This window comes from Aliiglaciecola sp. SL4 (assembly GCF_041538045.1).
GTDB lineage: Bacteria > Pseudomonadota > Gammaproteobacteria > Enterobacterales > Alteromonadaceae > Aliiglaciecola.
In genome coordinates, this window is sequence record NZ_JBGOSE010000006.1 from 1 (window position 1) to 13,262 (window position 13,262).

Annotated in this window: 11 protein-coding genes; 5 read left to right on the top strand and 6 right to left on the bottom strand. The window is 42.4% G+C overall.

Translation table 11 applies throughout. The annotated features are described in order from the left end of the window. Positions 1-459: 459 nt before the first annotated feature. Together AB6T38_RS10210 and AB6T38_RS10215 are read right to left on the bottom strand one after the other, a co-directional pair. Positions 460-837 (bottom strand): VOC family protein, encoded by a 378-nt coding sequence (locus tag AB6T38_RS10210; protein WP_372547224.1) that lies wholly within the window; start codon positions 835-837, stop codon positions 460-462. Between the two features lie 71 nt (positions 838-908). Continuing rightward, complete coding sequence (locus AB6T38_RS10215; RefSeq protein ID WP_372547225.1) at positions 909-1,694, bottom strand: SDR family NAD(P)-dependent oxidoreductase; 786 nt, start codon at positions 1,692-1,694, stop codon at positions 909-911. Positions 1,695-1,884: 190 nt separating this feature from the next. Here AB6T38_RS10215 and AB6T38_RS10220 point away from each other — a divergent pair, with 190 nt between their 5' ends. From AB6T38_RS10220 to AB6T38_RS10235, 4 genes are all read left to right on the top strand, one after another. After that, entirely contained in the window at positions 1,885-4,809 is a 2,925-nt protein-coding gene (locus tag AB6T38_RS10220) for a P-loop NTPase fold protein (protein WP_372547226.1), read from the top strand. A 74-nt stretch (positions 4,810-4,883) separates the two neighbouring features. Next, positions 4,884-5,039, top strand: coding sequence for a hypothetical protein (locus AB6T38_RS10225; RefSeq protein ID WP_372547227.1), 156 nt, complete (start codon positions 4,884-4,886; stop codon positions 5,037-5,039). A gap of 169 nt (positions 5,040-5,208) precedes the next feature. Then, a complete protein-coding gene (locus AB6T38_RS10230; RefSeq protein WP_372547228.1) occupies positions 5,209-5,409 on the top strand; it encodes a hypothetical protein in 201 nt (66 codons plus the stop codon). A gap of 71 nt (positions 5,410-5,480) precedes the next feature. Further along, the gene (locus AB6T38_RS10235; RefSeq protein ID WP_372547229.1) at positions 5,481-6,188 is read left to right on the top strand and encodes an NINE protein; all 708 of its coding nucleotides are present in this window, start codon (positions 5,481-5,483) and stop codon (positions 6,186-6,188) included. Between the two features lie 40 nt (positions 6,189-6,228). Here AB6T38_RS10235 and AB6T38_RS10240 read toward each other — a convergent pair whose 3' ends face one another. Together AB6T38_RS10240 and rtcR are read right to left on the bottom strand one after the other, a co-directional pair. Beyond that, a complete protein-coding gene (locus tag AB6T38_RS10240) occupies positions 6,229-6,723 on the bottom strand; it encodes a thioredoxin family protein (RefSeq protein ID WP_372547230.1) in 495 nt (164 codons plus the stop codon). Between the two features lie 120 nt (positions 6,724-6,843). Continuing rightward, complete coding sequence (gene rtcR / locus AB6T38_RS10245) at positions 6,844-8,442, bottom strand: RNA repair transcriptional activator RtcR (RefSeq protein ID WP_372547231.1); 1,599 nt, start codon at positions 8,440-8,442, stop codon at positions 6,844-6,846. Positions 8,443-9,024: 582 nt separating this feature from the next. Between rtcR and AB6T38_RS10250 the strand changes: the two genes are divergently transcribed. Beyond that, entirely contained in the window at positions 9,025-10,194 is a 1,170-nt protein-coding gene (locus tag AB6T38_RS10250; RefSeq protein ID WP_372547232.1) for a slipin family protein, read from the top strand. A 199-nt stretch (positions 10,195-10,393) separates the two neighbouring features. Here the strand turns inward: AB6T38_RS10250 and pdsS are convergent, their stop codons facing one another. Together pdsS and pdsR are read right to left on the bottom strand one after the other, a co-directional pair. Next, entirely contained in the window at positions 10,394-12,553 is a 2,160-nt protein-coding gene (pdsS, locus tag AB6T38_RS10255; RefSeq protein WP_372547233.1) for a proteobacterial dedicated sortase system histidine kinase, read from the bottom strand. A gap of 3 nt (positions 12,554-12,556) precedes the next feature. After that, on the bottom strand, positions 12,557-13,249 hold the full coding sequence (pdsR, locus tag AB6T38_RS10260) for a proteobacterial dedicated sortase system response regulator (RefSeq protein WP_372547234.1): 693 nt from the start codon (positions 13,247-13,249) through the stop codon (positions 12,557-12,559). Positions 13,250-13,262: the final 13 nt, after the last annotated feature.

Here is a 13,262-nt window from a genome sequence, read left to right on the forward strand (position 1 = left end):
CCTCGCGGGGCTAAAGCACCTGCCTACATGGAAACCGCAAGATTAAGGGGATATACCACCGAACCTGTAGCACGGGCTTCAGCCCGTGGAACTCAAACCACCTAATCTCGCGGGGCTAAAGCGCCCGCCTACAAGAAAACGCAAGATTATGGGGATATATCACCGAACCTGTAGCACGGGTTTCAGCCCGTGGAATCCAAACCACCTAATCTCGCGGGGCTAAAGCGCCCGCCTACAAAGAAACCGCAAGATTATGGGGATATATCACCGAACCTGTAGCACGGGCTTCAGCCCGTGGAATCCAAACCACCTAACCTCACGGGGCTAAAGCACCCGCCTACATGGAAACCGCAAGATTAAGGAAATACACCACCGCACCTGTAGCAGGGGCTTCAGCCCGTGGAATCCAAACCACCTAATCTCGCGGGGCTAAAGCACCCGCCTACAGGGAAGGTTTGTTTATTTTAAGGAATGTAAACCAAACATATTGCCTTCGCTATCTAAAGCTAGAATGATGAAACCGTAATTACCAATTGACATCTTTTCTTGCTGCACTTGTCCCCCGGCTTCTGTCACTCTTTCGCCTTCTATTGCGCAATCATCACAGGAAAAATAGACCAGTGTGCTATTTCCGCCAGCGCTGAATCCGGCCATTTTAACTAGTGCACCTGCTGCGCCATATTTTTCCATATTAGAGGGAAAAGCTACCATCGTTAAATTGTCATCATTGAGGTCGCCTATGGCCTCCAATTCAGTTTTAAAAACCTTTTCATAAAAGGCTTTTGCACGGTCCATATCATCAACGTAGATTTCGAACCAACCTACCGGATTTGACATGACTTTCTCCCATTAAAATAGTTAACTAAACCTTGAAACAGTATAGATTAGATTTTCATAACTGTTTAAATTCAGAGGGTGAATCTACGAAATAGCCCATTAATGCGACGCACCATCCAACGAGGATAATGGGTGGCATATTGCACTAACATTTTATTGGCCAATTTATCTAAGAACACTACCTCACCTTTCATCATCGCTTTATACGCGTCGCTTGTAAGGGTATCTGGTTGAGCTTTGAGGAATTTGGGAATATATTTTTCAACCCCGTGGGCGTCGTTTAGCATCTTTGTTTCGGTAATGCCAGGACACACACAGGTAACCGTAACTCCTGTGCCTTTAAGCTCTTCAGAAATTCCTTCGCTGAATGACAGTACAAATGCTTTACTTGCACCATATGCACTAAAACTTGGGGTCGGCATAAAGCTGGCTATAGAGCCTACATTGACTATTCGGCCTTCGCCCTTTGCAATCATAGGGCCAACAAATACGCGGGTCATATTGACTAGGCTTTGAATGTTCAGTTGAATTAAGTTGTTGAGCGTTTCTACATCCGCTTGTTGAATGGGGTCTATTTGCATCATGCCCGCGTTGTTGACCAAAATGTCCACTTCAATTTGATCTGCTAATAATTGTTCATATAGTTTTTGTGGACTTTCTTTAAGACTTAAGTCCCATGGATAAACGTGGCAAGTCACGGCATATTTTGCATTCAAATAAATAGCTAATTCATTTAGCTTCTGCTGATTTCGAGCCACTAAAACTAATTCGTGACCGTGCTTAGCGAAGGTTTCAGCAAAGCTTCTACCAATTCCCTCGGATGCACCCGTTATCAAAACTGTATTTAATTTGGTCATGATGTTGCCTATTTTGCCAGCTAATGTGGCTGTTTATGCCTATTCCTTTGAATTTGAAATCAGCGTTTATTAAAGCCTGAACAATTTTTAATAGTAACCCTAGGGTAAACTTTCTGTTTGTTTTTTGCACTATTAATCGGTTTGGTTGATACTCAATAGTAACGCTTATAAGTGACAACGGAATTGGAACATGCAGGCTGAATATGAAACAGAGGTAACCAAAGGTGGCTCTCAAGAGCCTAGGCAGGAAAAAGTAGACGGCCTAGAAATTGATTCAGAGGAAACCTCAACTAAATCGACTTTTCCTAAAGTTCGATTTCTTGCTTCTATTGCCGTTATGCTGGTGGGCATAGCACTATGTGTGGGTATTTCTAAATTAAGCCCGTTAAACCCCACTCCACTTATCAGTCCATTTAATATTTTCAGTGCACAGAGTTGGTATTACCCAATAGAGCGAAACGCAGCATTACGCTTGAACATAGTTGATACCCCCGCTGAATTGCGTGCTTATCAAGTGAATGAAAGACAACTCAGTTTACAATTTGACGATGGAAGTCTGTTGTATTTGCCTTATAAAAATAGTCAGCCAGCCAACGGAGTTAGTCAACAATCTAAGCTACCTAACCTCGCTCAAAACTTTATCTTGCCAATCAGCGGTGAGGGGGCGTCGGAGCCGTTATTATCTGAGGTGATTGCGCTGTTATCTGAGGTCGTTCAAGCCGATATTGAAATTCAAACAATCAATATATTCGGTTATATCTCGCCGAATCAACCATTAACTAATGATGATCTAGACAGGTTAAGGCAATCCCCTCGAAGTGCCAAAGCAGAGTCACCTAAACAACAAAAAATAGCTTACAACGCTAATTACGCCCAGCAACAGTCGATTGAATTAGCGCAAACTGTCGGTGAGTTTATTGCGTCCTATTTTGGGATTTCATCAACCCTAATTGAAGTGACTGGTTATGGTTTTCAACGCCACTATACAGACGATTGGCAAGAAGGCTTTGGACCCAATAGTGGAGTCTTTGTGACTATTACACCAGCGACACCTGAACTACAGTGGACGCCATTACCTTCCTCCAAAGATGAAGCTGTAACTATTTCAAGTGTGCAGAATGAGGATGAAACTTGGGTTATTTACAATTCAGATATTATTGTATTTAAAGATGAAAATGGTCAGCAATTCACAGAAGTCATTCTGCCTAGTGCTTTATTCCGCACTTTTTCCATTGATCAGCAAATGCAAAGCAACCCAAATTGGATGGCCGAAATAAAAACTAGGGAACATCAGGTTTTTCCTTCTCCGCTGGCATTATTAGTATTGGCCATGAGTATTTTTATGGCGTTGAGGATACTAGTGGCTAATCATGGTGAAAAAGATGTAGAAATCATCAAATCCCAGCAACTCATTGATAGTTTTGTCTCCGATTCTCCAGCTAATGACCTAACTCAAGACAAACTAGGGTTTATCGAAATCTCCTCCGCATTATCTCGCTTTTTACGTAATGCGGGCACGAAAGCACCGTTAACCTTGGCAATTACCGGCGTGTGGGGAAGTGGTAAGTCGTCGTTAATGTATTTTTTAAAACAAAACTTAGAGAGTTTTCGTCTTCACCCCGTTTGGGTTAATGCTTGGCACCACCAAAATGAAGAACAATTTCTAGCGGGCTTATTGAGTGCAATTCAGACTAATGCCATTCCTCCTTTTTGGACTGCTGCTGGTCTTTTATATCGTTGGAATCTGCTAAAAATGCGCTGGACGGAGGCGCCGGTGTTTTTCTTTTCTGTGACCGTGATATTTTTGTGTTCGTTAGGGTACATAGTCACCTCAGGTGAGGCCTCTTTTAAACCCTTGTCGAACCTTTCCGCTGAGGCGATCCCTTATTTAGGCGCGGTGTTCGGAGCTTTTTCAATACTTAGGGGGGGAATGGATCGTATTTCTGGTTTAGTGAATACAAACGTTTTAAAAACATTATTACGTAGCCCAGGCAGCAACTTAGATCTTAGAGCAAATGTGGGTTTGCGAGAAAAATTTGCCAAAGAGTTTAATCTACTCTGTAACGCTCTGGGTGACAGTACTTTGACGATCTTTATTGATGATTTAGATCGATGCAAAGAGCAGCGTATCATGGATGTAATGGAAACCATCAATTATCTAGTTTCAAGTGGTGATTGTTACATCATTGTGGGTATGGAGCGTGCGCCCATTGAAAATGCTATTTGTAGTTATTATCAAGGCACTCATGATGAATTAGATAATGATGCTCTGAAAACGATGGCGAAACGCTATCTTGAAAAAATCATCAATATTGAAATCCCTGTACCTATTGCCAACAGTGAACAGTTTGATGGTTTATTGGCAGAACAAACAAAAGTATCAACATCCATTTTACCTTGGGTGAAACCGCTATTGTTATTAATGATATTTATTCTGAGTTTAGTCTTGGGAAGTTACCTAGCAAATGTGCTGAATTCTGAAATGAGTGGCAGCCCCCAAAGTGAGAGCCCAGTGTTTAAGGATGCTTATGAAAATCTATCAACAGACACTGAAACCCAAGGTAGCAATACGCCAGCTTCAGGCTCTGCGGAGCAAGATAGACAACAAACCCAACCCAAGGCCAGCAAAATATTGAATTATGCGGTGTTTGAGTCTAATCAATACTATATTCAGGTTTTGATGCCGGTAATCATATTGGCATTTATTGCATTGTTAATCCGCGTTGAGCGTTTTCGCCAGCGAAAACGCATCGTCGAGAATGATTCTGATGAGTTTCTTAAAACCGTATCTATCTGGGTCAAAGCCCTTGGCCTATCCCATCGGACCCCTAGAAACATTAAACGTTATGTGAATCGAGCTCGATACTTAGCAATGCGCAACTATGAGTCGGGTGCAGGTATTCAAGAGGATAATTTAGTTACTTTGGCGGCAATATTAGAATTTGCCGGAGACAATCAAGAGCAAGAGAACAACTTACTCAAGGTCGATATTCCTAAAATAGGTGATGAGCCATTTGACTTAGAGATAGAATCCTTGCAAAAGCAATCAGAGAAAATTGATCCCCAAAAACGACAGACATTTTTACATTGGGTTCGTGGGGTCAACGTAAATTAAACTATGTATTTATACTGACAAGGCTCATTTACAAGCTTACAAATGAGCCCCTAAAGAAATGGTGGGTTTGGCAATTGAGAGTATCTAGTGTCACCATTCGCTGTTATGGTGATGCCATTATTTTGGACTCCGACTCAACCTTCAAGTTGGCCTCTAATTTGGGCGGCCGAGAGAATATTACCGTTGTGAGCAATAGTATTAATATTGTCAACGAGTTGAAACTTCAATAGAACATTGAAGTAATGTATTTGCGGGAAACCCTCAGACATAAAAGCTAGTCAGTTTTCGGCAGTAGCGCGTTATTCACGCTAAAAGATTTAAATGTCGACAAACTATTCTTAGACGTAGATAGTTTCCATATGGATAAGGGGGGTTTCTACCCATTTTGAAGTTGAATCTTTGCTAAATCAGCTAATGTGTAAAGTGGCCAGTGAAATTATAGTGGTCACTGACTCTTCTAAATTCGGTCATGTATGCTTGCATAAAATTCTTGAGCCCATGGGCGTTAATCAAATTGTCACCGACAGTAACATACCCCCAGATTACCTTGATGGTCTACGCCGTATCGGGATTAAAATTACTCTAATCGATGTTGATTAAAAAATAATCTAACAATTTCTTGTTAAGCCCCATTAAATATGAATATACTGTATAAAAATTAAGGGGTTAGCATGGATAGCAGATGTAAAAATTGCGAAGTTTTAAATCCAATCGATTTTCCCAAATGTCTTAGCTGTGGAGAAATTCAAGACACCTTCCAATATAAAAGTCGAATTGCTGCGGCAACCTTGGCGTTGTTTGGGGGGATGTTTGGTTTTCATCGCTTCTTTTTAGGTCAGTGGTGGGGACTGTTTTATTTATTGTTCTTTTGGACATATATCCCCTGGGTAGTAGGGATCATCGAAGGCATTGCCTTCCTCTGTACTTCTCAAGATGAATGGAATGAAAAATACAACCAAGGGGTTTCCGCTGGTAGGGAAAAAGGCAAAGTGGTAGCTTTTATCGCGGTGCTTATTTCCGTGATTTGTGTGCTGGGAATATTTGCCGCTATCGCTATTCCTGCTTATCAAGGGTATCTCAGCAAAGTGATGATGGCTGAAGCTAAGGTGACGGCTAATTCGGTGATGACCGAGGTGGAGGATTATGCTTTATCTGAGGAACAGTGGCCTGAAAATATGGACGAATTGGTTATCAGTGGCGATCTTACCAGTTCACAACTGGATCCAATCAAGGTGGTCAAGGGAGTTGTGTATATTAACTTACCCCCCGAAAACGGCAATATGGTGCTCATTCCTGAAGCCTCAGATTTAGGTATTACGTGGAATTGCAATCAATCTACAGTGGAGTATAAATATTATCCAAATAAGTGCGGTTTCTAATTCAATCCACTAATTTAAAAACATGCCTAACAACACATTATCAATTGTTGAGTTGTTGTTGGGCATGAAGTACCTTGTTCAAATTGCCAATAAATTCCATGCTGTCAAAAGTCAGTGGTAAACGGGTTAGCTTTTCGCCCCGTTGATTAATAATCAGCAATACCGGATAGCCGGTGACACGATAGCGTTGAGCGAAAGATTGGCCTTGTTCTGAATCATAATCCACTCGAGCGAAGACAAAGTTTTCATCAATGACTTTTTCAACTTGTTCGTCGGTGAATACTGTGCTGTCGAGTTTGCGGCATGTGGGGCACCAAATTGCTGACATATCAGCCAGTATTAATTTATCGTGGGCCTGGGCTTTTGCCATTGCCACATCAAAATCCAACATTTCTATTTCAATTTTATCCTTAGCCTCTTGGCCCAGGTAACTCTGAAAGCCTTGATAAGCCAGATAAATCATGGTACCTAGGGCAATAAAAGCGATTATTTTAATCAGTTTGTTGTTTAACTTAATCTTGTTTTCAGATGCCATAAGGTGTTCCCTTGTCCTGCACTTTTAAGGTCTGTTACCTTAGACCTGATGATTTTAATATTTATTACATAGCGCTATGAAATTAACTATGGATTGGGCCATTTATCCATGGGAAAGTTATTAATTGCTAAGTTGGGCAAAGCTTAAATCAAACTTCTGTAAGTAAACTCTCAATCTGTGAGAGTCGTTGCTACTACTTTTATGTTGCCTGCTAACATTAAATAGTTTACGTCCTGCATCAGCTAAATTTGTCGAAGATACACAAACTTGAATGACGTTTCTCAATTGCATTTGATCGAACACATCCATAGTAGATAGTTGGTCTTCGCCAATATATCGGCTTAGTTCAATATTGTCGGCGTTAGTTTCTGCATGCCAACGCTGATTTAACCTTGCTATTTCTGCTTCCACACTGCTCGTGCCAATGCGTCCTTCTTTACTAAGAGTGGCCATGCGTTTTACGCTGGCATTGAGGTCACGAAAGTTTGCGCTCCACAAAGCTTTCTCACTTCGAGCGTACTGTAAATAGCGTTTTTTGGCTTCACTTCCAAAACGGATGTGTAGATTGTTTAGTCGGGCATATTGACGTAATTCAAAGTCTAAGTTTACTTCAAAGTCTTCAATCCGCTCTTTTAACGCCGGTAAACGCCAATTCCAAATATCAATTCTGGCTAACAGGTCTTCTCTAAATCGACCTTGTGACACTGCTTTGCGCAAATCTAAATTAGTGCCAGCAATTAACTGGAAGTCACTGTTTACCGCCTTATCGCTGCCCACAGGGTAAAATTGTTTTTCTTCAATGGCGTGCAATAACATGGCTTGCTCATCAATACCCAATTCCCCAATCTCATCTAAAAATAGTATTCCTTGGTCGGCACTTTTTAAATAACCCTCTCGCGCACTTTGTGCCCCTGTGTAAGCACCTTTGATATGTCCGAATAAGGCAGACATTGCTCCGTCGCCGACTAAGGTTGCACAATTAACAGCCACTAAGCTCCCCGACACGCCCCCCCGAGAAGACTTTAACTCGTAGATACGTCTTGCCAGTTGAGTTTTACCGGCACCCGTTGGGCCTTCCAATAACATGGGATCTGTAGCGTTAATGGCGACCTGTTCTATTTCATTAATGAGCTGGTTAAACCCTGGATTACGAGTTTGAATGCCGGCCTTTAGAAATTCCTGTGCTGAGGCTGATTGTTCTGAAAAACGGGCTGCTAATGCCGCATATTTAGAAAGATCTAAATCGACAATACTGATTGTCCCTTTAGCTGGGTTAGCGCCATTTGGATCTGGGGAAACTTGTACCAATTTTGAGGCTGGATAAATTTGCGCTTCGCTTAACATGAACATGCAGATTTGATTTACATGGGTACCAGTGGTGATGTTCAGGTAATAATCTTCTTTATCGGTATCGAAATTGTAATGACTGGCATGTTGATATAACCACTGGTACACATCAGCGAAATCCCACGGATTATTCCATGCAGTTTCAACCAGCACGACTTCTGTGTTAGCAGAGACTGCTACTACATCTTCAGAGATTCGGCGGGCTAAACTAAGGTGAGAGGGTTCATACAATAACTCTAGTCTATCGACCTGAAAATCATCTTGCATAACTGCACTAATGGTCGGCCGCCAAGTTTGCCAACGGTTCACACCCCGTCCTTTGCGGTCTTTAACCACTCCTAGAATGGCAAACATGACATTTTTGCGTTTCATAATTTATCAAACTATCTAAAAAAATATTAATATATCGAAAAAGATAGGTTTTGTGAAAGTCATTCTGTATTGATGATTTGTGAAATTTCAATAAGTATAGTTGTTTCAACGGGTTATGTTTTTATTTAAGTCGTTTAATTTTTTGGCATGGGGCTTGTAATACATAAATTGTTTTTAACGAAGCGGAGTTGTTTCTAAGGGCAACCTGATGCACGTGGCAATGCCAAAGGTGTATATCTCATGTAAAGACACCAACTAAGACGGTGCGCTGCACCACAAGCAAATAATCTGGTTTGATTATTAAACGACTAAAGGATAAGGCGCGAGCCTTGTGGGTTCGAATCCCACAAACATTGTAATAGCCCGACACAAGGCTAGCGATTGACCACTGTGGTGGACTCGCACAAACAACATTGATTTGGTAGGCACTGCACGGTAGCAGTAGCAAAGCATCGGGAATGCGAAGCTTACCTTATCAACCTTGTTTGCTGTCAATTCACGCAAGTTAGTTACCCCTTGTGTCACATATTGTTATGGCATGTCCAAAACCTATGTCGAGGCAATAAAAAAGGAGAGATTCTAATGACAGAACAAGGAAAATTTTTAAAGGTATTTAGCGTTGCTGAAAACTCAGTTGCATTTGTGTTTAAAAATCAAAAATTCGAACAAGTGTTACAAGCAGGCGTGCATCGAGTATGGGATTTAAGTAATGCTCTAACAGCCAAGTATTTTGATGCTAACAGCATTTATTACTCAGATCCTGAGTCATTTTATTTGATTAAATCCTACCCAGAAGTGGCTGAATTGGTGCATGTTTGGAAGCTCGCTAACGACGAGCTAGGGTTGTTGTATATTGACGATCAGCTTATGGGTATTGTCGCACCGGGTGAAGTCCTACAGTTATGGAAGTCGGCCGGTGAATATCGTCTAGATCGAGTGTCCTTAAATGGTGATCTTGAGGTAACCCGCTCGGTGTTGGAAGAAATTAAGCATCGTGGCAAGAATGAAGTGACCAAATTGATTTCTTCAAAAGGCTCGGTAAAGCGTGCTCCAGTAGCTATGGTTGAAGTAAAACCTCAACATGTAGCTTTGTTATATGTAGATGGTCAATTAGTCAGATCCTTGAGCGCTGGTATGTATGGTTTTTGGCAGTTAAATCACGCTATCGAGGTGAAAACCTATGATTTGCGATCTCGCAATCAGGAGGTCTCTGGTCAGGATATTTTGACAAAAGATCGGGTGACAGTGCGGGTAAATCTAACTGCTACAGTGAAAACCTTAGATCCAGTTGTAGCGGCTGAACAAGTAGAGAATTTAGACGAATTTATCTACAAGTCAATGCAATTGGCATTGCGTGAAGCTGTGGGAACCAAGACTCTGGATGCACTGCTTGAAGATAAGCTTTACGTTAACCAAACCATAAAAGAATTGGTTGAGCAAGAGCTGGATTCAGTGGGTGTGAAGCTCGAAAGAGTGGGCGTGAAGGATATTATTCTGCCTGGTGAGATCAAAGCGATTCTTAACCAAGTCGTGGAAGCACAAAAAGCCGCAGAGGCAAATGTGATCAAACGTCGGGAAGAAACCGCCGCCACTAGAAGTTTGCAAAACACCGCTAAAATGATGGAGAACAACCCAACATTGTTGCGTTTGAAGGAGCTAGAGTCACTTGAAAAAGTGTCAGAAAAAGTTAGCAACTTGAACGTATACGGCGGCGTTGATCAACTGTTGCGAGAAACCGTTAAATTGACGTAAAGGTTATGGAAGGAGCAAGGAAGTTCCAGCCCAAGGACGGGCTCTTTATGTAGCATGGCCTTTAGGCCATGGCACTCAAGCCACACAATCTCGCGGGGCTAAAGCACCCGCCTACAGGCGAAATCCGTATATCACCTTTAGCATGGCCTTTAGGCCATGGCCCCCAAACCACACAATCTCGCGGGGCTAAAGCACCCGCCTACAAACGAATAATCACCTCTACGCCTTTTTCGTCTTCGCGATTCTGGATATGAATTTTGGCTTTATGATATTCGGCGATAATTTTGGCGATATACAGACCTAACCCCAAATGAGCTTCTTGTTCAACCAGGTGCTCCCTTACCGACACCATAGAATTCAACAACTGTTCATGCATATTGTCAGGTAACTTAGGTCCGGTGTTGGCAATGCTTAGCTCTAAATCTCCGCTTTTTTCGATTAACGACAAAATGATGGTGCTGGCGTCTGGACTGAATTCCACAGCATTGGCGATCACTTTATCTAGCATCTGGGCAAAGAGTTCTGGGGCACCATTTAAGGTTTTTTGAATGCCGTGGGTATTCACCGAAAACTTATTTTTTGGATAGGCAATTCGGTAGCCTTCGGTGCATCCAATTAGCAGCTCTGCTAACTCAAAATTTTCCCGTTCACTGTATTGGATGGCCTGTTCTAAACGTGTGGCTTCACTCATATTGCTGAGTATTTTACTCAGACGATGGATGCCGGTTTGTGCACGTTCAATATATTGCTGTTTCTCTTGTTCATCATTGCCGTTGTTTTGCTCCATGGAGAGGTTTTCCAACGATGACTTCACAATCGCCACTGGTGTACGAAGTTCATGGGATAAACGGGAGCTCATGTTTTCTAAATAATGATTATATTGCTGCAATTTGTCTAACACACTATGGAAGGTGCGGGATAAATCCCCTATTTCGTCTTGGGTATTGGAGCGCGGAATATTGCCAAGAATTTTACCATTTTCATCAATGGCTGACTCGGTTTCATTACGTAGTTTACTGATCCGAAAAGAAATTCGAGAAGCAAACAGAAATAAAGCGGCTGTGCCTAAAAATACCACCGCGATAATAACGTGGAACAACTGTTCTAAGGCCCGATTTCTGAGCGTACGAATGCCGTGGGTGGTTTGCTCAACCACCACTGCACCCATAACCTGCTCATCAATAAAAATAGGATGGGCGGCAGATAACACCACAGCCTTGTTGTCTGGGGATAAACGCCATTGAGAACTCGCGGCTCCGGTGAGGGCATTGGCTAAATCCTGGCCCTTAAGTGCGTAGGCATTTTCTAATTCATCAACAAAATCTGCTGGTGGTTTGGTGAGAACTCGATAATACAGCGGAAACAACCAATCCTGTTCAATACGATGCCACAGGGTATCCCTACGGCCAGATTTAGGTGTTGTACGTACTCCAGTAGCATCCTGAATAGAGCCAGATCGGGCTAACACTCGCATGTGTTTATCCACTACCCAGACTCTTGCATTGGAATATTTTAAGCCTTTTAGAATCTTTTCAATTTCCGGTGATGGCACCAAAACTGTGCCCAAAGAGTCGGATTTGTTGGGGTTCGCGGTACCTATGATGTATTTTCGCTTCCGGCTGCTTAAGTCATCCACGTCTGCTATGGCAAAGGCGATTTTGCTCGACATTATTTCTAGCGGAAAGCGTAACTCTATGTTGTAACCATTTGCAGTTTCTAGCCAGTTACCTTGGATCGCCGTTTCTAAAGACAGTGGTCGCAATGAGTCTGGTTTTTCATCCAGCAAGTACGCGTTCACCCAACCTGATTGCTGGGGAGCAACAATGTAGCGTCTAAAATCACCTTCGGGGTTGGTCACTGCGATCAAAAGGTAGTCATTTCTGTCAACCCGAAGACTATTTTTGGGGCGATAAACCAGATGGTCATCTACCACCTCAAACATGGCGTACAGGTACTTATTATATTGCCCTACCATATGTTCAAAATGAAAACTGTCGGGGTCATAAAATTCATTTTGTTCAATTAATTGCATTTCCCCATAACGCAGCGATAAATGCCGATAATCAACCCAGTCATCCAGTTGACCATCTAATTGGATAGGGTCGACAATTTTATGGGCGTACAGATCCGTACCCGGCTTAACATCTTGTAAATAGGAAGATTGGCTATCAAAAAGTGAAGGTCTTTCGTGCAACGCAGTGGCCACGGCACGGGCCGTACCTTCCATGGTTTGTTCCTGACCGGTACGTAGGTAGCTTTCTAACTCCCACACATACTGATAACCCAACCAAGGTATGGCGAACAAAAATAATGACAGCAACAACAGTTTTAAACGGATGCCAAAGCGAATACGGTTCATAATTTAACTAGACTTCCAGCGATAGCCCATGCCATACACGGTTTCAATGCGATCAAATTGACTATCTAGCTGCACAAACTTTTTGCGAATACGCTTAATGTGGGAGGTAATGGTTGTATCGTCGACCACCATTTTTGACTCATCCATAAGCTGTTGGCGGCTTTTTACATGGCCAGCATATTTGGCAATAGCATGTAACATCCAAAACTCTGTAACCGTCAGTTCGATGGGCTGACCATGCCAACTTACGGTCATTCGGTTGCTGTCCATCAATAAAGCGCCTGTCTCAATTAGATCCGTGGCAACTTGCGGTTGGTTGAGCAATTCTGTGCGTCTGAATAAGGCGGCAATGCGGGCCAATAGATGGGGCATGCTGATATCTTTGGTGAGATAGTCGTCTGCGCCCATACGTAAACCACAAATGGTGTCGTAATCGTTATCTCTGGCGGTAAAAAAGATGATGGGTAAGGTTTTTGACAGTGAGCGCAGTTGCTGACACAACATAAAGCCACCATCTATCTCCTCATTTAAGCCAATATCTACAACAGCTAAATCAGGTAATCGTTGCATGAACGCTTTTTCTGCATCAATACGACTGCTGTAGGTGGATACTTCATAGCCCTGCTTTTGCAATGCAGATGCATAATTTTCTCTAATCGCTGGGTCATCTTCGACTATGGCAATACGTTTGGACATGACAATACCGCTT